The following is an 18,783-nucleotide window of genomic DNA, read 5'->3' as shown; positions in this document are numbered from 1 at the left end:
ATCCAGCTCGGAGCCGGTGCGAACTTCGTCGCTTCCGAGGGCAAGGATACCATCGATGGCGTGGAGAATTCCTCGGATACAGTCACGATCCTGGGCGGCAACTCCATCGTCAACCTGCAGTCGAACTCGCTCATCGTCGATGCAGCGCTGACCGGCAGCCAGATCTCGGTTGGCGTCAACAGCACGATCTTCGGCGGTACCGGATCAACCGTGAACTTCACGGGAAGCACGGGCACCATCGTCGGCACGGTGGGCGACACCATCTCTGCCGCAGGCGACCTTTCCGTCTATCATGGCGTGAACCAGTCGATCAGCGTCTCTGGCGCGCTGTCCTTCATCTCGGGCACAGGCAACACCTCGATCAATGCCGGCTCAGGCACGATCTGGGGCGCGAATGACCTCAATGTCACCGTCGACACGGCAGGCCGTGCGCTCTTCACGGCCAATCAGCCCAAGACGACCGGCGACCAGTATATCGATGCTTCCTCCTCCAAAGGAACACTCGAAGCCTGGACGGGTGCTGGAAACAACACCATCATCGGCACCTCGGGCTCCGATCATTTCGTGTTCGGCACGCAGTTCGCAGATTCGAATGGCGACAGCTTCGCCACCGTCACCGGTGGCAGCGGCGCAGCCAACACCTTCGGTGTGCTCGCCGGGCATAATGGTGGTGACATCACCATCACCGATTTCGGCAGCGCGGCTGGCAACATGTTCTTCATGTATAACTACCGCCCGGCGGATGCCGACAAGGCCATCCAGGATCTGCTGGCAACGGCAACGGTCACTGGCGGCAACACCACGCTGCAGCTCGACAACAACATGAAGGTTACCTTCCTCGGCGTGACCGATCTGAAGGCCTCGAACATCGTGATCAGCTGATCGTCGAAGGGCCCCGAAACCCCAAGTGTGTTCGCAGTATACAATGATCGGAAAAGGTTAAAATGAACAATATGACCAAGATAAACCGCAATAAAGATACTAAACGAACCTCAATGACAAATATTGATAACGCGCCAATGATATTCGCGGACAAGGTCCCTGTGTACGGCACGATCGGTGATGTCGTTACGACCACTCTGGCAGCTGAGCGGCCTGTTGGCGAGGGGATCGCAATATCTGCGACGGTGCATCTACGCCTTACGCGGGATGCAGCGAAAGTGCTGGCAACCTCCCTGATGTCCGCCCTGGCGATGCTCGACGAGCGGGCTCCCTCTCGAGAGACGATGAATTAGTATCACATCAAACGCACAAGTAAAAAATAATGAAGAGATCTATATCTTAAGTACTTATGCTTATGTTTGGGTATCTGTGAAAAGTAAAAATAAGACATAAATCTTTAAATGGTCTTTCTGTGGCGCTGTGACGAATACAGATATGTGTGCGGGCGCACGAGTTATTTGCTTCTCTTATTCGCAATCATGAATGAAGGATGAGTGCTTTGGCCAACAAGTATACTAATGGCGGTATAGTCTCAGATACAGAGACGTATGGCGATAGCTATAACATGTTTAATAATGGAAACAATGCGACTTTACGCGTGACCACCTCAGGGCAATTATTGTTCGAGCCCGTCGGTGGCTCCTCCACTGTCAATTTGTACGGTGACCTTGCCAATAGCGGAACGATCTCTTTTCGCTCTCAGAATCCCGGCCCAGGAAACATATTCAATGCCGGAACGAATTTTCTGAGTATATTACAGCAAACAAATGGAAATCTAGTATTTGATCAGACAAATGCGACCGGAGGCGCGAGTATCTATCTCCAATACGGAGTCATTACAAATGACTCAGGTAGTACGATCGATCTAGAGGCGGCCGGGGCATCGACCATCAGTGCGCCATATGTGCACAGCTTATCGAACGCGGGCACAATAAAAATCGTGGACACCAGTGGTACAGGTATGACTTCGAATTGGGGCGCAGGAGGTAACGCCATACTCAATAACACGGGAAAATTCACGATCGACGACTCTGATGGTACTACCGGCGCCACAATCAATTTCAACTTTCAGGGTGGAATCATCAATCGCGGTGTACTCAGTCTGAACTATCCTGTCGCGTCTACGGTCTATCTGCATGGCGGGAATAAGGGCGTCTATAATAGTGGCACTCTCAGCTTTGCTTCCGGATCTGATTTTGGTGCTACTGTTGTCATTGACGGTAAGGGACTGGCGAATAACGGAGTCGTTAACCTGACAGCTACGAGTTTGCGTATTGGGGATGGAGACGTCACCGGCGTGGGGAGTTTCAACCTTTCTGATGGCTCGAGCCTGGCTCTGAGCGCTGCGAATACTGCGGCTTCGGGGCAAACTTTCAACTTTAGCGGCGGAGACAACAGGCTAGATATTTCTTCTTTCAATACCGCAGGTATGTTCTCCGGGAAAATTCGTGGTTTCAGTGCTGGTGATCAGTTATATACAGGTGTAACGGGAGATCTATACTATGACAGGTCGTCTGGTATACTAACTTTATCTACCGCATTCATAAAGTATACTTATGACGTTGGAAAAAATTACGGAGGTACTTTTTCTGACTCCATTTTGGGTGTTATCACATATAGTGGCGATACGCCGTGCTATTTGGCAGGCACGATGATTCGAACACCCGATGGCGAGGTTGCGGTCGAGACAATTGAGTCAGGTGACAGTGTTTTGGTGCATAATGTCACTACAGGTGAACAAGCAGCCATGCGTGTTGTATGGGTAGGCTCGCGGACTGTCACTGTCCTTCCCAAGGTGGTTGACGATGAGTCGGGGGCTCCAATACGCATTCGGAAAGACGCGTTCGATATTGGCTCTCCCTCTGAGGACCTACTCGTAACGGCGGAACATTGTGTGCTTCTTGACAGGGCGTTCATTCCGGCTCGTATGCTCGTCAATGGCCGATCGATTTTTTACGATCGGTCGTTCCATCGCTTCCCGGTCTATCATATCGAAACCGAAAAGCACTCTGTGCTCATAGCCAATGATGTGCTTTCTGAATCCTTCCTTAATACAGGTAATCACGCCGTGTTTCGTCGTGTCGGCAGAGTTGTTCCGGCTCGCGCACCGCAAGTAGTGAACTGGGATGAGGCCGCAGCGCCCCTCTGTGTTGCAAGGGAGTTCGTTGAGCCAATATATCGATCGATACTCGCTCGTGCGAAGAGCGTTGGGTTCGCGCCTCAGGCGCCATTACTTACCCTGAATCAGGATGCAGATTTGCGCCTTGAAACGGATGGCGGCGAGGTCATACGTCCTGCCCGCATGGTCGGATCCCGAGCGATATTCAGAATTCCGCCACGTGTCGAAAATGTTCGTATTGTTTCTAATGCCAGTCGACCTTGCGACGTTGTCGGCCCGTTTGTCGATGATCGCCGCAAACTCGGCGTGCTGGTCGGTGATGTGACAATATATGATAGAAGTTCCAAATCTGAGATTACGGCGCATTTGTCGGATGACACCTTGATGGGCTGGTGCGCTGTCGACGCTGAGGACCGGCGTTGGACCTCTGGGAACGCACAGCTTTCCCTCCAGCCGTATGACGCAAGCGGTGTCGCAATTCTCGCGATCGAAATAATCAGTGCCGGGCCATATGTTGAGCCATATCACACTGATCATTTCCGTTCGAGCGAAGAGCTTCCGGTTTTGCAGGTTCCTGCTTAATCCTCCGAGCGGGATCCTGGACAAGTACCGAGGTTATCTTCACGAACCGATCTGATCCGTTACCTTGCTCTAGGAGCGTATAGTCTTCGCCAGCGATTACAACAAAGACCTGATGGGGCACCACGAGATCGCATTACAGCCGCAATCTTAGGGTAACCTGGAAGGATCGAATTGGCGCGATGGACGCGTAGTGGGCTTTGATCAGGGGGCTCCTATCGACTGAGCCGACCCTTGGCGGTCGACTTGCCAGGTTATGATTGGCAGTTACTTGCAGGCATGATTCAGGTGAGACCTGACCAGGGGCAGGGGGCGGCAGCCGTTGCCCTTTTTATGGCCAACCAAACAGTGTGTTTCTGCGCTTTCGACTTGGGGGCGCGGAGAGCCCCTCTAAGGCTTCGCTTCAGACAAAGGGCACAAGTCCGCGCAATCATTCTCCACAGTATCACGAGGAGGGATCGCGTTATGCGACGCTCCTGTGGGGCGCCACGCCGCTTTTTTGGAAAAGGGCACGTCCCTTCCATCCGGCTCTTCCGAACTGGTTGTAAAAAAGGGGCGGTATGTTGGTGGGGGTGGAGCCTGCTGGATGCTCCACCCGTTTGAAATCAGCCCAGAGCGTCCTGAACGAGGGCTGCCTGTTCGGCGAGGTGCTCGCTGGCCAGACCCGTTGCGGGGGACGCAGAAGCCTTGCGCCCGACGAAAATCGGACGGGGATGGGCGTGACTGACGCGCTCCGCCGAGTTCTCGATGCGTCTATCGACAAACGTCCAGGCGCCGCCATTCTGCGACTCTTCCTGACACCACACGATCTGCGCATTCGGATAGCGGGCAAGCTGCTGTGACAGCACGTCGCGCGGGAAGGGATAGAGCTGCTCAAGGCGAATGATTGCGACATCCTGACGATTGGAGTCACGACGCGCAGCGCGCAGATCGTAATAGACCTTGCCAGAGCAGAGAACCACGCGGGTGATGTCCTGATCCGGCAGCAAGGCGTCGGTTTCAGGCAGAACGGTGCGAAAGCGCGTTTCCGGCCCGAAATCAGCCAGCTCGGAGACCGCCTCCTTGTGACGCAGGAGGGATTTCGGCGTCATGATGATCAGGGGTTTGCGGCATTCACGCGCGATCTGACGACGCAAGGCGTGGAAATAATTGGCCGGCGTGGTGATGTTGCACACACGCAGGTTATTTTCGGCGCAAAGCTGAAGGTAGCGTTCCAGGCGCGCGGAGGAATGCTCGGGGCCTTGACCCTCGTACCCATGGGGCAGGAGCATCACGAGACCGGAGGTGCGTAGCCATTTGGTTTCGCCGGATGCGATGAACTGATCGATGATGACCTGAGCACCATTCGCGAAATCGCCGAACTGGGCTTCCCACAGAACGAGCGCGTTCGGCGCCGCAAGGGTGTAGCCATATTCGAAGCCGAGAACACCGAACTCGGAGAGCAGAGAATTATAGACTTCGATCTTGGCCTGACCATCGGCGATATTGTTCAGCGGAACATAGTCGCTCTGGTTGAGCTGATCGACGAGCACAGCATGGCGCTGGCTGAACGTGCCGCGCTGGCAATCTTCACCCGACAAGCGCACGGGGTGATGCTGCAGCAGCAAGGAACCAAAAGCCAGCGCTTCGCCCAGCGCCCAGTCGATGCCGCTGCCGGTATCGATCGCCTGACCGCGTGCCTGAATCACACGACGCAGGCGGGGATGCATCGCGAAGTCCTCGGGGATGCGCGTCAGGGCGGCGCCAACGCGCTGCAAGCCGGAGATGCTGATCCCGGTGACGGGCTGCTCACGCAGGGGCTCATCGGACAGGCGCGACGGATCCTGATTGCATTCGAGCCAGTCTTCGCGGCTCGGCTCGTAGGATTTCGCAGCTTCGAACTGTTCCTGGAGATGGTCCTGGAAGTACTGGAACTGGTCATCGGCCGTCTCGGCATCGATGATCTTTTCGCGGGCCAGCTTTTTGGCATAGAGCGCACGCGTTGTCGGACGCGCGGCGATGGCCTTGTACATGGTGGGCTGAGTGAAAGCAGGTTCGTCGGCCTCGTTATGGCCATGGCGTCGATAGCAGACGAGATCGATCACCACATCAGCCGCGAATTCGCGACGATAATCGGCCGCAAGCCGCGCACAATAGGCGGCGGCTTCGGGCTCGTCACCATTCACATGCAGGATCGGCGCATGGACCGCCTTGGCGATATCGGTGCAGTAAAAGCCAGAATGCGCATGGGCCGAGATCGTGGTGAAACCGATCTGGTTGTTGGTGACCACATGGATGGTCCCGCCAGTGCGGTAGCCGATCAACTGCGACATCGCCATGGTTTCGTAGACGATGCCCTGTCCTGCAAAGGCGGCATCGCCATGAATCAACAGGCCGAGATGGCGGTAGCGGTTTTCCAGCCCGACGCAGCCCTCGGAGTCCTGAATGGCGCGCACACGCCCTACCACGACCGGATCGACGGCCTCGAGATGAGACGGGTTGGGCAGAAGGGTGACGCGCACCTTCTCATTGGAGACATGCAGCGTGGCGGCGGTCCCCAGATGGTACTTCACGTCGCCCGAACCCTGCACATCGGTCGGCTTGAACGAGGCACCAGCGAATTCTGAGAAGATAGCGGCGAAAGGCTTTTGTACCACATTCGCCATCACGTTCAGACGGCCGCGATGGGCCATGCCGACCGAGACGCTGCGCGTGCCATGTTGAACCGATTGTTCGATGATGGCGTGCAGGGCAGGGATGGTGACTTCGCTGCCTTCAAGACCGAAGCGCTTGGTTCCGGTAAAGCGCTTCTGGCAGAAGCTCTCGAACCCTTCAGCCTCGGTGAGCTGGTTCAGAATGGTCTTCTTTTCGGCGGCGGAGAACATGTGACGCCAGTCATCGCCCTCCAGGCGATGCTGCAGCCACAGGCGCTGGGCGGCGTCCTGGATGTGCATGTATTCCACACCAATCGGCCCGCAATAGGTCCGGCGCAGGGCCGCGAGGAGTTCATTGATCGTGGCGCTCGCGCGTTCCGGCAGGAGCGAACTGACCATCTGGCCGAGATAGATTGGGCGGTCGCGGTCCTGGGGGCCGAAGCCATAAGTGGCGGGGTCGAGTTCGGTATAGGATTTGGGAACCTGCAGACCCAGCGGGTCGAGCCGTGACTCCAGATGACCGCGCACACGATAGGCGCGAACGAGCTGAATGGCGCGAACGCTGTCATCCACGCTCGAAAGCAGATCGGTGGCGGAGAACTCGGTTCCGGGCCGTGAGGCAGGGGCGCTCTTTCCGCGTGCCTCGAGGAGCGAGGCCTGCTCGCCCCAGGCCGCCCGGTCTGCGCCGCAAAGGGCCGCAGCCTGTTCAGCGTCGAGCGCCTTGAACAGATCGGCGAAGGAGGGGTCCACGCTGCGGGGATCTGCGGCCCATTTGGCATGTAAATCAGCCAGATAGACGGTATTGGCCCCGTTCAACGCTGTTGGTAACGAACCGATCTCACCCATGCTTGCAGCCCTCCCCGGCTGTCTCGTCCGGATTTGGATATCGACTTAAAATGGCACTCTCATGGCGGCAACAACCATGAAACTCTTGCCGATCAGCAACAAGCATAAAACTTTTCCGAACGATTTCAGTTCACAATCGCACGTTCTGAAGACGGGGCGAGAAAGAGTCGAAACTTTCATTCCGCGATCCCGTCTATAGACTCCGCACCAGAGCGCTCCGTGGTCTAACCTAATATGGGGCGTTCCGACATTGCAGTTTGGAGGGGTCTGTCATGCGTTGCATGCCCGCACTCGCGGTGGTCACGATTTCGCTACTGGTCCAGGTCATGCCCTGCGCCCACGCGACGCCCGAGCGTCCGGTCGAACAGCAGGGGCGCCATCTGGATTTTGATAACCGCGCGCCGCTGCGGTGCTCAACGGCACCTCATCTGGTGCGCACGGCGTACGAGCCAGGTACCGCAACAGATGCTGCCCCGGCTGCAGGCGACAACACGGGCAAGCCAGTTTCCCTGCGCACGTGCTTCAGCGACACGGACCGCATTGGCGCGGGATACACCCAGTTTGTGCGCAACAGCGCTGTGCGTCACCCCCATCACCGCATGAAGGGCTGATAAGCATCTTGTGCGCTTGGGTGAGCAGGAATAGGCTCGCCTTCCATGTCACAGATCGCTCTTCAATATGAAGCCCTTGAACGGACCCCGATCAGCGAGGCCCCGTTCAGACATGTGGTCGTTCCGAACTTCGTGCGCGAAGAGGACCTCCAGACCCTTATCAATCTGATGCCGGCCATGCGTTCGGGCGGGTCCTTTCCGCCGGAGGGGCTGAGCCTGCACCCAACGGTCAAGGCGCTGACTAAGGAGTTGCAGGGGCCGAAGCTGAAGAAAATCGTGGCTGAGAAATTCGGCCTCGATGTCGAGAAAGCGCCGTCGATGCTCACCTTGCGCGGGCGCACCCGGGAGAAGGACGGGCGTATTCATCGTGACTCCGAGGCCAAGCTTGTTACGATCCTGCTTTACCTCAACCCGGAAAGCGCGGCCTGGTCGGCTCAGGAGGGGTGTTTGCGCCTGCTGAATGGCCCTGATGACATCGAGGATTACGATGTCGAGGTGAAGCCCGCCCATGGCACGCTGCTTATTTTCCCCAACGGACCGAAAACCTGGCACGGGCACCGTCAATATGTCGGGCCGCGTTATACTATACAGCTGAATTACATGGCCACGAATAACAAGGCGCGCTATGAACTGCGCCGTCATCGCCTCTCGGCGCTGTTCAAGCGCCTCTCCTTCGCGCGATGACAATCTGAGTCTGACTGGGGTGAAGAGATAATGGGTTACCGCGTTGCGGTCGTGGGTGCGACTGGTGCAGTTGGTCGTGAACTCCTGCGCATTCTTGCCGAGAGAGATTTTCCTGTTTCAGAGGTGGCGGCGCTCGCCTCGGCCCGCTCGACGGGGCAGGACGTGTCCTTTGGTGACAAGAAGGTCCTGAAAATCCAGAATCTCGAGACCTTCGATTTTACCGGCTGGGATATCGCCCTTTTCTCCCCCGGTGCCTCTATATCGGCTGTGCACGCCCCGCGCGCGGCCGCTGCAGGGTGCATCGTGATCGATAATACATCGCATTTCCGCATGGATCCGGATGTGCCGCTGGTGGTGCCTGAGGTGAATGCCAATGCGCTGAAGAAGATCAAGCGCAACATCATCGCCAATCCGAATTGCTCGACGGCTCAGATGGTCGTGGCACTCAAGCCGCTGCATGACCTGTTCACGATCAAGCGTATCGTGGTCTCGACCTATCAGGCAGTTTCGGGCGCGGGCAAGGATGGCATGGATGAGCTGTTCGCCCAGTGCAAGGGCAGCTTTGTGGGCGACCCGCCGACGATCGCCCAATTCACCAAGCAGATTGCCTTCAACGTCATCCCGCATATCGACAGCTTCATGCAGGATGGCTCCACCAAGGAAGAGTGGAAGATGGCGGTCGAGACACGCAAGATTCTCGACCCCGATATCAAGGTTGCCGCGACTTGCGTGCGCGTCCCGGTTTTTATCGGCCATTCAGAAGCCATCAATATCGAATGCGAGGAGCCGGTCGATCTGGCCCGTGCCCGTGAAGCCCTGCGTGAGGCCGATGGCGTGATCCTTCGAGACGAACGGGACGATGGCGGTTATGTGACCCCTATTGAATGCGTGGGCGAGGATGCGACCTATGTTTCGCGTCTGCGTATCGATGACACGGTCGAAAACGGACTCGCGCTATGGTGCGTCTCGGACAATCTGCGCAAGGGGGCGGCACTGAACGCGGTCCAGATCGCAGAGGCGCTGATTGCGCTCGATCTGATCAAGTCGAAGGGTTGATTAGATCCAGATAGATTACATCTCTGTCATCAAAGCAAGTTTGGCATTGCGTGTGCAACAAGCAGTGCCAAACTCTGTTCAAGGGTGGATGCGGGATTCTCTCGCAAGGGCCTGAACGGAGATGACAATGCCTGTTATCGACACGCTTGCCGCCGGGTTTTTGGCGCTTCTGGCTCTGGGTGCTTTGCGTCTTGCCCCCGCGCCTCGCATGGTGCCGGTACGGGTCAAACGGAAACCGAACTCCCGCTGAACGGTTCTAAGTCTCTCCTCTTCCCCGTTCTGATCGAGAGACATGGCGTTCAATAACAAGCTCCCCGCAAATCCGGTACCCGCCGGTGGCAAGACCGGCATCCTGATTGCCAATCTTGGTACGCCCGACGGGACGGATTACTTTTCGGTCCGCCGCTATCTGGGCGAATTCCTGTCAGATCGTCGCGTCATCGAGGCGCCCCCGGCGATCTGGCAGCCGATCTTGCAAGGCGTCATCCTGACAACGCGCCCTTCGAAGAGCGGCGAGGCCTATGCCCGGATCTGGGATCGCGCCGAAGATGCCAGTCCTCTGCGTGTCTATACGCGCAATCAGGCTGAGAAGCTTGCCGAGCGTTTCGGCACGGATCTTCCGGTGACGTGGGGTATGCGCTACGGAAAGCCTTCCATTGCCGAGGCGGTGGAGGAATTGATGGATCAGGGCTGTGATCGTCTGATCTTCCTGCCGCTCTATCCGCAATACAGCGCCACGACGACGGCAACGGCGAACGATCAGCTTTTTCGCACGCTCATGACGTTGCGACGTCAACCAGCCGTGCAGACTCTGCCAGCTTTCCCCGATCATCCACTCTATATTGCCGCGCTTGAGAAATCTGTGCGTAATCATCTTGCGACGCTGCCTCGCAAGCCTCAGAGGCTCGTGGCATCTTTTCATGGTCTGCCCAAGCTTTGCGTCGAAAAGGGGGATTATTACCCCGAGGATTGTGAGCGCACCCTGCGCGCCCTGCGCAAGGCGCTCGACCTTAGTGAAGAGCAGATGCCCATCACCTATCAGTCGCGCTTCGGCCCTATGGAATGGGTACAACCTTACACCGCCCCCTATGTGGCGGCTCTTCCTACGCAGGGCATAACCCGCATTGCAGTGATCATGCCGGGTTTCATCAGTGACTGCATCGAGACACTGGATGAGATCGGTAATGAGCTCCGCGAGGAATTTATCGAGGCTGGTGGAGAAGAGCTCACACTGATCCCGTGCCTCAATGACAGTGATGGCGCTATCGATCTGCTCGAGGCGCTCGTACGCGAAGGCCTGCCCCAAAAGTAATCGCGCAAATGGCTTTTTGCGCGGGCGAGGGGGGGTAAAGCGATAATGCCTCTTCTCAAGACGAAACCAGCCTGCCCAGGTGGGTTGTGTGCCAGTAGATGCCATGGAACAAGTGCGACCGGATTTATGTTCTTGACTGCGACACAGAAAATATAGTCACGCAATGAATTGATGTTTCATAATAAGTCCGTTGTGTGAAATATCCGAATAGCGTCATCGCTGTAGATCGGAACCGCATATTGTGCAATAAGCTCGCTATCTTCATTCTTACGAGCGAGTTTGCTTTATGGCCGAGAATCTTCCCAGTGTCGCCCTTGCGCTATTCGTGAAGGACGAATTCTCGGATATCGCGGGCTGGATTGCCTGGCATGCGGCGCTTGGTGTGAAGAAGTTTTTTATCTTTGAGGATTATTCCTCCGATGGCACATGGGAGATCCTGCAATCTGCAGCTCGGTGCTATGATATCACTCTCAAGCGAACGGATCCGGTGACGCAGCCGGACTTCTATTGGCGGCAGCGTGATTCATTCATGGAGGCGGCGGAGGAGAGCCGGGGCAAATATGACTGGCTTGGCTTCCTGGATGGCGATGAATATGTCTATTGCCGACACTTCGATAGTCTTCCAGAGTTCCTGCGTGGGTTCAAACATGCAGACGCCATCGCCTTTTCCTGGCGCATCCATGGAAGCTCGAACAGGGTCGTCAGACCCAAATTGCCAACTGTCGAGGTCTTCACTCAGCACTCTACCGAAGAGCTCGGTGATAATGTTCTTGTCAAGAGCTTCGTGCGACCGGAAAAGTTGGGCCCGAATTATGGAACGCCGCACTGGTTCGACGTCGCGGTCGAGCGCTATGTACGACCGAGTGGAAAATACGTCGAGAGCGCCAACTCGGTTCAGGAAATCGAGTGGTCGCACGCGTTTGTCATGCACTACATCTGCCGAAGCATGGAGCATTATATCCAGCGCATCAAACGCCGGCTGAATGTCGATCTCTCCGACTCGTCGGGGTATTGGGATCATTTCAATCGCAACGATGTCGTCGACCATGAGCCGCTTGCATTGATGCCGCGCGTCGAGCGATATATTGCGCCGATTTATGAGGAAATGGTCCGGAGCGCCGTCCAGCATCTCCGTGCGGGATTTTTGGCTTCTGGGGTACTTTCAAGTCAGACGTTGCAAAAGCAGGAAGATGCTGGCGAGATTCACGCCGTAGTTTATCGGTTGCGCAGCTTCTTCGGAACATATTTCTATTATTCGCCGCGTGCGGGCCAAGTTGTTCACGCTGAGGAAGCTCATGCTCAGCGCGAGGGTCTGGCACCCGTTGTGGGGAGTATTGATCCTGCGACGCCACATCTCATCACTTTCTATGTGCCCAGTCAGGTCGATACGTTCATCAAGTTTCCGCTCGATCCGAGAGCGATGAAAACGATCGCGTTTCGGATCGTCCCACAAGGAACAGACCATGTCGCGCTGTTAAGCCCGGTTCAGAACCTCTATCTCGCCCTTCTTCCGCCGCACGATGGACAGGGCGTAACCGAGGCCAACAGGCATCAGGCAGGTGAATGGGAGCAACTTACCCTCGAACCGATCGATGTTGCCCCGCCGCGCACATTCGCGTCGCCTCTTCCTTTCAAGCCTGACCTGGAAACAACCGCAAGCGACGTTATTGGCTGGATACGCAACGCGCCTGCCGCGCCCAGCAATGATGAATTTCTGCGGGTCCTCTATTCTGTTTCGCCAGCGGTGCGGGCTGAGGTTTCGCGTTATGTGCCGGGCCTGCTCTGGAACGTGCTCGCCTGAGCATCCAGGGGAGCATTCCACAGCGTAACGCTCCCCGTTGCGTATTGGATGATCTTGTTTTGTTCCTGCCCCTAATGGCATACAGGGTCCATGGTCGAGACAGCCGAGACAGGAACTGTGCGTCGCATCATCCATATCGATATGGATGCTTTCTACGCATCGGTAGAGCAGCGTGACGCACCGCATCTCCGTGGGCGTCCCGTCGCGGTCGGTCGTGGTGAGGGGCGTGGGGTTGTCGCCGCTGCGAGTTATGAGGCGCGTCGCTTCGGGGTTCGTTCCGCCATGCCCTCGCGTACGGCCCTGAGACACTGCCCTGAACTTGTCTTCGTTCCGCCACGCTTTGATGTCTACCGTGCTGTATCGCGCCAGATCCACGAAATCTTTGCGCGATACACATCGCTGATACAGCCGCTCTCCCTAGATGAAGCTTATCTCGACGTCACCCATTGTTATGAAGATCATGGTTCAGCCACGGATATCGCCCGCCAGATCCGGGCCGCCATCGCACAGGAAACCGGCCTGACTGCTTCGGCCGGTATTTCCTATAATCGCTTTCTCGCCAAGCTCGCCTCAGACCATCGTAAGCCTAACGGGCAATTCGTGATCACTCCCGCCATCGGGCCTGATTTCGCGGCCTCCCTGCGTGTCGAACAGTTTCACGGAATTGGACCGGCCACGCGGGCGCGGATGAACAGGCTGGGCATCTTCACAGGGGCCGATCTGCGCGAGATTCCTGTCGAGACTCTCTCGCGTCATTTTGGCAAGGCAGCGGCGTTCTATGCCTCGATTGCGCGCGGTGTCGATGACCGACCCGTAGTCGCGGACCGGATCCGCAAATCCATCGGCACGGAAACCACTTTCGAAAGTGATGTCAGCGCTTTAGACCCTGCGCGGTGCATTCTCGACCAGCTATGTGCCAAGCTCTGGGTACAATGCCAGGCCCATGGGCTGATGGGGCGGACATTGGTCCTCAAACTGAAATACGCTGACTTCCAGATGACCACGCGCACGCGTTCCAATTCGTCGCCGTTCGAGAGTGAGGACGCGATCCGTGCGCAGGCTATGAGCCTGCTCGAGGGTTTTTTTCCGCTCGAGCGCCCGATCAGGCTCATGGGTGTGGCGCTGACGAGCCTGGCTACAGAGGATGAAGGCGAAAAAATGGCGCAGCTCACACTTTTTGGTGAATCCTGACGGAGCTTTAACACTGGTCTGAACGTTGGGTGAGGGCATCCCCCTCCGGCCAAAGGAACAGCCGTCATGCTCTCAGTGTTTTCGACCTCTTCGCTTTGGCTCGGCGCTCTTGTTTCGGTCGTGATCTGCGCCCTCGGTGCGGGGTAAACCATGCCCAATGCGCTTGATTACAAACACGCAAGGTGACAGGGCGCGCAGGGGCTGGCAAAGCTGAGTCATATTCCACGGATAAAGTTTCAAGGAAATCGTGATGGAAGCGGGGCAGGCTCGGGCACTGCGTTCCACGACCGGACGCATCATGCCGGTCGTTTCCCTCAATCTGATCATCTATGTCGTCATCGGTCTGCCCATGGCGGTCATCCCGATTTTCGTCCATGACGTCCTGCAGTGCAACACGGTGATCGCAGGGTTTGCCGTCTCCCTTCAGTATTTCGCGACATTCGCTTCGCGTGCTTCAGCGGGTCGGCGTATCGACACCCAGGGACCCAAGCCCGTAGCAGTTCTCGGCCTGGCTCTCGGAATCGGGTCCGGTGTTCTGCTTCTGGCATCTGGCTTGAGCGCACGCCTTATCCCGTTGTCCTTGCTCTGTCTCTTTGTCAGCCGTCTGGCCCTGGGTTGGGCTGAAAGTTGGGCCTCGACCGCTGCTATCGTCTGGAATATCCGACGGGTAGGCGCTGCAAATACGGCGCAGGTCATTTCCTGGAATGGCATCACCTCTTATGGCGGTATTGCCCTGGGCGCCACGATCGGCGAGCAGCTCTCCCATCTCGGCGGCGGCTGGGGCGGGCTCGTGACGCTGGGTGTTGTCTCTACTATCCTGCCAGCGATTGGCACGGCGCTGGCCCGTGCCTACCCAGCCGTTGCCCCCATCAAGCACGATGCGCCTGCCATGCCTTTCTCCAAGGTGTTCAGGCTCGTCCTGCCGCATGGCTGCGCTTTGGCTGCGGGCTCGGTCGGCTTCGGTGCTATCTCGTCCTGCCTTGCCCTCTATTTCGCGGCGGAGCACTGGCCTGACGCCGCGCAGGCTTTGGCCGTTTTCGGGATGGTGTTCGTGATCGTGCGTTTCGTATTTGCGCGTCAGATCGGGCGCATTGGCGGCACGAATGTCGCGCTGATCTCTCTTGGGGTCGAAACGCTTGGCCTGCTGATCCTGGCCTTCATGCCTTCTGCCGAGGCCGCAACTCTGGGTGCTGCAGTCACGGGTGCCGGATTCTCCCTTGTTTTTCCTGCTCTGGGGGTGCTGGCGGTGGATCGCGCGGGAGCGCAGAACCGCGGCGCAGCGCTTGGTGCGTTCTCGGTCTTTCTGGATCTCGCCATCGGGATTTCGGGACCGCTTCTGGGCCTTGTCATTCATTCGGCAGGATATGAGGCTCTGTTCATCTTCACGGCTTGCGTTACATTCCTGGGGATCGTGCAGGTTCTGAGGTTGCAACGCGCGGCTAGAGCCTGACATCCCAAGCGAAGAAGTGGCCACTCCCCTGACTGGCCCAATATGGTTCAAAAGGAAGTAATCGACATGACGATCGCTGCCGCCGCCGTGTTCTGCGGTTCGCGCCACGGCTCTGTGCCCGCCTTTGGTGAGGCCGCTCGCGAGATGGGGGCCGGGCTGGCCGAGAGAAATATCCATCTGGTTTATGGCGGTGGTGCAGTAGGGCTCATGGGCGTGGTCGCTGACGCCGCACTCAGGGCGGGTGGAAACGTGACCGGTATCATCCCGACTTTTCTGCATGATCGCGAGGTCATGAACGACAAGGTGACGGATCTGATTGTCACAGAGTCGATGCATGAGCGTAAGCGCCTGATGTTTGCGAAGGCCGACGCCTTTCTGGTCTTGCCGGGCGGGCTGGGTACTTTCGATGAGCTCATGGAGATCATGACCTGGCGTCAGCTCTCCCTGCACGATAAACCCATCGTGATCGTGAATATCGCCAATTGGGCCGTGCATATCGTGGCTGCTCTGGAAGCGGCGATCGAGCAGGGACTGGCCGATCCTTCGGCGCGCGGGCTTTATGAGGTGGTGGAGAGCGTGTCCGAGGCGTTGGCGGTGCTCGGTCGAGAGAAAAAGCGCGAGGAAAAAGCGCAAACTCATCGACTTTGAGGGGGCACCCCCTTGCGGAGGGGCGCTTCAGGCAGTATAGCCCCATCCATCGGTTCGGAGTGTAGCTCAGCCTGGTAGAGCACTGTGTTCGGGACGCAGGGGCCGGAGGTTCGAATCCTCTCACTCCGACCAGCCGATTCAATGACTTAGGTCATTTCAGCGCAGTGGTGCTGGTGTTCAGCCGAACACAGCCACGCGCTTTCCCTCTTAAAGCCCTTGTACTGACCCGCCAGATCGTGCGATTCTTCGCTGGTCGATACGGCGCGTCATCTTACGTCGGGGCCGTCATCTTGGCTGTTATCGGCAATGCTGCGGGATCAAGGGGAAGGACTCCCTATCAGGGTTTCTGCACGGTGATTCGATCGCACCACCCGCAGCACTGGTTCCTCGTCGTCTAATCGGTAGGACAGTGGATTTTGATTCCGCCAATCTTGGTTCGAACCCAAGCGAGGAAGCCAAAAAATTTCTGATTACATTCGATGAATGGCGCTTGTACTTACCTGCGGGTTTGTGCGATTCTGCGACCTCGCGCTGGGAGGGTAAAACTGGCTCAGCAACTGGACGCTTCCCAGAGCATCCAGCGGGCGCGACGCCCAATATCTCATCGTGGTGGTGATGGGCAGGGGCGGCTTTCGGGCCGCCCTTTGCTTGTGTGAGAAAAATAGTTTGTTTCGTGTTCGAATGGTAATATGAGGAGGTATGTCTCTTCAATATCCGCCCCAGGTCGGGGATGTACTTCTCTGCGACTATCCAGAATGGGTAGATAATGGCGACCTAGCGATAGGTGAGATGCAAAAGCGTCGGCTGGTTGTCGTATTACATAACAGGCTTCCGTATCGAGATCGCCTAGTCGCAGTCGCACCTTTTAGCACCACGCCGCCACGGCAGTCAGTTGCTTATCAGTGCAAAGTGACGTTTGAGAAACCGCCTCCGGATCCGTTTTCAAGCCTGATCAAGTGGGCGAAAGCTGACATGATAAACACCGTTTCTTATGATCGCCTTTCTTTGCCTTATGACGGCAAGGATGCGGCGACGTCTCGCCGGAAATATGTCAAAATAAGGCTGCCTAAAGAGGATATGGAAAAGATAAAACGCTGCGTTTGCATTTCCTTGGGATTACAAACCTTGACCCCATAAAACTTAGTGCATAGATTAGTGCTGTTCGAGGCTATCTGGGAAACTAGGTCAGCGCTCCTCAAGTCCACTTCGGTGGCGGGCAGAAAAGCGATTCCAAGCAGACTTGTCGACAAAGGGGCCTTCCGAGGCCCCTTTTTTTATGCTGTCACTTCTGACATGCCCGCACCTGATCCCGCAGCCCGATATAATCCCCAATCCAGCGCACCGTTTCCGGCTTCGGGCTCGCCTTGATCTCAGCGGCAAGCGCTACCTGATCGGCCTTGCTGTAGCTCACAAGGGTCGGGCAGGGCACGTACTGCACCGACGAGCAGGCGGAGAGCCCGAGCAGGGCCCCGAGAGCAAGCCACCTCATGCAGTGCCGTCCCCGAGCCGCTGCAACACGGCATCTTCCGTTGCTGGCTTGTCGGCCTGAGCCTGGGCCATGGATTGGGCCTTGAGCGTCGTCGCATCGGCAGAGGTCTTCGCCGCCTCGGACGTGCTGACAGACGCCGCATTCTTCCCCGCCCGGTTGGCGTACCAGATCAGGGCGCCGAGAGCCGCGACGATGAACGCCACGGCCCCGGCAATGAGGTCAGCCGTCACGCGGTCTGTGCCGCCGCGCTGCTCGTGCCCTTGAAGGCGGCAACGAGCGTCTTGATATCGGTGTCGAGCTTGTCGGCATCGTCCTCGATCGCGCTGATCGCATCGAGAATGGCCGATAGATCCTTGTTGGAGTTCTCGAGCGACGGGATGATCAGATCACCGACCTCGCCAATGATGGCGGCGGCTGCCGTCAGCTTGGCCGTAGTGGCGGTGCTGACGGAACTGCCAGCCGCATCGGTGATAAGCTTGATGAGCTTGGTGACGAGCGTGTTCGCGCTGGTGGTCATGGTCTTTTCCTTCTGGATGATGAGGACTGATCCCGGCCCGATTGCCGGTGTCGTCAGTCAGGGCTTGGCGTCGTCGGCGTTGGTGGCGTGCTTGCCGTTCATCGCGACGGTGTTCACGAGCAGGTAAAGGGCAAGCCACTTCGACCCGTCAGCCGGGCGCGGCCAGTAGCGGGCGATCACGGCGGCCAGGGCCACGACGAAGGTGAGGATCGTCGTCGCGTCGCCGGCAAGAGAGGCGGGCAGGAAGGGAAGGACGGTCTGAAAGATCGTCTGCCAGTCGAAGTTCATGCGGATGCTCCGGTTGTGGGGATACCGCGCCCGAGGAACACGCCGCTTTCGATCTTGCGGCGGCGCTGCAGCCCCGGCAGGACGACAAGCTGTCCGTTCACCGTGGCCTTGTCCCAGACGAGGAATTGCTGTGCGGCAGAGTTGTAGAGGCGCTGGTTCAGGCGGCGCACGAGGGTCGATCCTTTGGCCGCGTTGGTGCCGACATTGAACTGCCATGAGAGCAGGGCGCCCTCCTGGTAATCCGTCAGCGGGACGGTCACGAACGAGCGCAGCTTCGCTTGCAGGGTCATGACCGTGTTCCGCAGCAAGTCGAGGGCTTGCGCCTGGGTGATCGGCTTCGTCGTCGCCGTGACAGGCGTGCCGTCAGCGAGGTAGCGATTGCCGTAGCCAATGGTCCAGTAATTGGCCGGGCAGAGATAGGGCTTGAGGCTCAGCCCTTCGAAGTCGTCGCGCGAGATTAGCGCGAGTGCGATGTCGATGCCGGTCATTGCACCCACCCCGCGAAATGAGCGCTCGCGTAACCGAACGCGATGCCCGTTACGACGAGCGCCCATTTCGCCCAACCCCTGAGATCGCCAAGCCTTTCGACCTTGATCGCCACGGCCCCGATCGCACTC

General features: G+C 57.5%; 18 protein-coding genes, 2 tRNA genes and 1 pseudogene. 15 read left to right on the top strand and 6 right to left on the bottom strand.

The genetic code is table 11. The features are described from left to right. The 3 genes and pseudogenes from C0V97_RS18235 to C0V97_RS00860 all read left to right on the top strand — a co-directional run. Nucleotides 1-882 (top strand): annotated as a pseudogene (locus C0V97_RS18235) (calcium-binding protein); the annotation flags it as partial. Between the two features lie 62 nt (nt 883-944). Next, entirely contained in the window at nt 945-1,235 is a 291-nt protein-coding gene (locus tag C0V97_RS00865) for a hypothetical protein (protein WP_127099814.1), read from the top strand. 197 nt (nt 1,236-1,432) lie between these two features. Further along, nucleotides 1,433-3,643 (top strand): Hint domain-containing protein, encoded by a 2,211-nt coding sequence (locus tag C0V97_RS00860; RefSeq protein WP_127099812.1) that lies wholly within the window; start codon nt 1,433-1,435, stop codon nt 3,641-3,643. Nucleotides 3,644-4,245: 602 nt separating this feature from the next. Here the strand turns inward: C0V97_RS00860 and C0V97_RS00855 are convergent. Next, a complete protein-coding gene (locus tag C0V97_RS00855) occupies nt 4,246-7,119 on the bottom strand; it encodes a 2-oxoglutarate dehydrogenase E1 component (RefSeq protein ID WP_127099810.1) in 2,874 nt (957 codons plus the stop codon). A gap of 272 nt (nt 7,120-7,391) precedes the next feature. On the opposite strand from C0V97_RS00855, the gene C0V97_RS00850 reads away from it, so the two are divergent. From C0V97_RS00850 to C0V97_RS00800, 12 genes are all read left to right on the top strand, one after another. After that, entirely contained in the window at nt 7,392-7,730 is a 339-nt protein-coding gene (locus tag C0V97_RS00850; protein ID WP_127099808.1) for a hypothetical protein, read from the top strand. A gap of 45 nt (nt 7,731-7,775) precedes the next feature. Then, nucleotides 7,776-8,414, top strand: a complete 639-nt coding sequence (locus tag C0V97_RS00845) for a 2OG-Fe(II) oxygenase (protein ID WP_127099806.1) — start codon at nt 7,776-7,778, stop codon at nt 8,412-8,414. A 30-nt stretch (nt 8,415-8,444) separates the two neighbouring features. Then, on the top strand, nt 8,445-9,470 hold the full coding sequence (locus C0V97_RS00840) for an aspartate-semialdehyde dehydrogenase (protein ID WP_127099804.1): 1,026 nt from the start codon (nt 8,445-8,447) through the stop codon (nt 9,468-9,470). A gap of 127 nt (nt 9,471-9,597) precedes the next feature. Then, nucleotides 9,598-9,720, top strand: coding sequence for a hypothetical protein (locus C0V97_RS18765; protein ID WP_255424145.1), 123 nt, complete (start codon nt 9,598-9,600; stop codon nt 9,718-9,720). 42 nt (nt 9,721-9,762) lie between these two features. Then, nucleotides 9,763-10,782: a ferrochelatase gene (hemH, locus tag C0V97_RS00835; RefSeq protein WP_127099802.1), complete on the top strand. Its 1,020-nt coding sequence runs from the start codon at nt 9,763-9,765 to the stop codon at nt 10,780-10,782. Between the two features lie 286 nt (nt 10,783-11,068). Further along, nucleotides 11,069-12,583, top strand: coding sequence for a glycosyltransferase family 2 protein (locus C0V97_RS00830; RefSeq protein ID WP_127099800.1), 1,515 nt, complete (start codon nt 11,069-11,071; stop codon nt 12,581-12,583). Nucleotides 12,584-12,673: 90 nt separating this feature from the next. Further along, nucleotides 12,674-13,774 (top strand): DNA polymerase IV, encoded by a 1,101-nt coding sequence (dinB, locus tag C0V97_RS00825; RefSeq protein WP_127099798.1) that lies wholly within the window; start codon nt 12,674-12,676, stop codon nt 13,772-13,774. A gap of 250 nt (nt 13,775-14,024) precedes the next feature. Continuing rightward, nucleotides 14,025-15,224, top strand: a complete 1,200-nt coding sequence (locus C0V97_RS00820) for an MFS transporter (protein ID WP_127099796.1) — start codon at nt 14,025-14,027, stop codon at nt 15,222-15,224. Between the two features lie 66 nt (nt 15,225-15,290). Next, complete coding sequence (locus C0V97_RS00815) at nt 15,291-15,872, top strand: TIGR00730 family Rossman fold protein (protein WP_127099794.1); 582 nt, start codon at nt 15,291-15,293, stop codon at nt 15,870-15,872. A gap of 55 nt (nt 15,873-15,927) precedes the next feature. Next, a tRNA-Pro gene (locus C0V97_RS00810) sits at nt 15,928-16,004 on the top strand. Nucleotides 16,005-16,255: 251 nt separating this feature from the next. Continuing rightward, nucleotides 16,256-16,330, top strand: a tRNA-Gln gene (locus tag C0V97_RS00805). Nucleotides 16,331-16,571: 241 nt separating this feature from the next. Beyond that, a complete protein-coding gene (locus C0V97_RS00800; protein ID WP_127099792.1) occupies nt 16,572-17,009 on the top strand; it encodes a type II toxin-antitoxin system PemK/MazF family toxin in 438 nt (145 codons plus the stop codon). Nucleotides 17,010-17,154: 145 nt separating this feature from the next. Here the strand turns inward: C0V97_RS00800 and C0V97_RS00795 are convergent, their stop codons facing one another. The 5 genes from C0V97_RS00795 to C0V97_RS00775 are packed head-to-tail and all read right to left on the bottom strand — an operon-like array spanning nt 17,155 to nt 18,654. Next, a complete protein-coding gene (locus C0V97_RS00795; protein ID WP_127099790.1) occupies nt 17,155-17,361 on the bottom strand; it encodes a hypothetical protein in 207 nt (68 codons plus the stop codon). After that, on the bottom strand, nt 17,358-17,591 hold the full coding sequence (locus C0V97_RS00790; RefSeq protein ID WP_062164714.1) for a hypothetical protein: 234 nt from the start codon (nt 17,589-17,591) through the stop codon (nt 17,358-17,360). The genes C0V97_RS00795 and C0V97_RS00790 overlap by 4 nt, the downstream gene beginning before the upstream one ends. Then, a complete protein-coding gene (locus tag C0V97_RS00785; RefSeq protein WP_127099788.1) occupies nt 17,588-17,878 on the bottom strand; it encodes a hypothetical protein in 291 nt (96 codons plus the stop codon). The genes C0V97_RS00790 and C0V97_RS00785 overlap by 4 nt, the downstream gene beginning before the upstream one ends. Nucleotides 17,879-17,935: 57 nt before the next feature. Continuing rightward, complete coding sequence (locus tag C0V97_RS00780) at nt 17,936-18,166, bottom strand: hypothetical protein (RefSeq protein ID WP_127099786.1); 231 nt, start codon at nt 18,164-18,166, stop codon at nt 17,936-17,938. Continuing rightward, complete coding sequence (locus C0V97_RS00775) at nt 18,163-18,654, bottom strand: lysozyme (protein WP_127099784.1); 492 nt, start codon at nt 18,652-18,654, stop codon at nt 18,163-18,165. The genes C0V97_RS00780 and C0V97_RS00775 overlap by 4 nt, the downstream gene beginning before the upstream one ends. Nucleotides 18,655-18,783 lie beyond the last annotated feature (129 nt).

The sequence above is a fragment of the Asaia sp. W19 genome, assembly GCF_003994335.1.
Classification (GTDB): Bacteria; Pseudomonadota; Alphaproteobacteria; order Acetobacterales; family Acetobacteraceae; genus Asaia.
The sequence above is the reverse complement of the archived record's forward strand: the minus strand, read 5'-3'. Positions and strand labels throughout refer to the sequence as shown.

Bases quoted from the DNA above. Each gene is read 5' to 3' on its own strand.
- C0V97_RS00865 (WP_127099814.1), top strand. From the start codon at position 945: ATGAACAATATGACCAAGATAAACCGCAATAAAGATACTAAACGAACC.
- C0V97_RS00860 (WP_127099812.1), top strand. From the start codon at position 1,433: ATGAGTGCTTTGGCCAACAAGTATACTAATGGCGGTATAGTCTCAGAT.
- C0V97_RS00855 (WP_127099810.1), bottom strand. From the start codon at position 7,119: ATGGGTGAGATCGGTTCGTTACCAACAGCGTTGAACGGGGCCAATACC.
- C0V97_RS00850 (WP_127099808.1), top strand. From the start codon at position 7,392: ATGCGTTGCATGCCCGCACTCGCGGTGGTCACGATTTCGCTACTGGTC.
- C0V97_RS00845 (WP_127099806.1), top strand. From the start codon at position 7,776: ATGTCACAGATCGCTCTTCAATATGAAGCCCTTGAACGGACCCCGATC.
- C0V97_RS00840 (WP_127099804.1), top strand. From the start codon at position 8,445: ATGGGTTACCGCGTTGCGGTCGTGGGTGCGACTGGTGCAGTTGGTCGT.
- C0V97_RS18765 (WP_255424145.1), top strand. From the start codon at position 9,598: ATGCCTGTTATCGACACGCTTGCCGCCGGGTTTTTGGCGCTTCTGGCT.
- hemH (WP_127099802.1), top strand. From the start codon at position 9,763: ATGGCGTTCAATAACAAGCTCCCCGCAAATCCGGTACCCGCCGGTGGC.
- C0V97_RS00830 (WP_127099800.1), top strand. From the start codon at position 11,069: ATGGCCGAGAATCTTCCCAGTGTCGCCCTTGCGCTATTCGTGAAGGAC.
- dinB (WP_127099798.1), top strand. From the start codon at position 12,674: ATGGTCGAGACAGCCGAGACAGGAACTGTGCGTCGCATCATCCATATC.
- C0V97_RS00820 (WP_127099796.1), top strand. From the start codon at position 14,025: ATGGAAGCGGGGCAGGCTCGGGCACTGCGTTCCACGACCGGACGCATC.
- C0V97_RS00815 (WP_127099794.1), top strand. From the start codon at position 15,291: ATGACGATCGCTGCCGCCGCCGTGTTCTGCGGTTCGCGCCACGGCTCT.
- C0V97_RS00800 (WP_127099792.1), top strand. From the start codon at position 16,572: ATGTCTCTTCAATATCCGCCCCAGGTCGGGGATGTACTTCTCTGCGAC.
- C0V97_RS00795 (WP_127099790.1), bottom strand. From the start codon at position 17,361: ATGAGGTGGCTTGCTCTCGGGGCCCTGCTCGGGCTCTCCGCCTGCTCG.
- C0V97_RS00785 (WP_127099788.1), bottom strand. From the start codon at position 17,878: ATGACCACCAGCGCGAACACGCTCGTCACCAAGCTCATCAAGCTTATC.
- C0V97_RS00780 (WP_127099786.1), bottom strand. From the start codon at position 18,166: ATGAACTTCGACTGGCAGACGATCTTTCAGACCGTCCTTCCCTTCCTG.
- C0V97_RS00775 (WP_127099784.1), bottom strand. From the start codon at position 18,654: ATGACCGGCATCGACATCGCACTCGCGCTAATCTCGCGCGACGACTTC.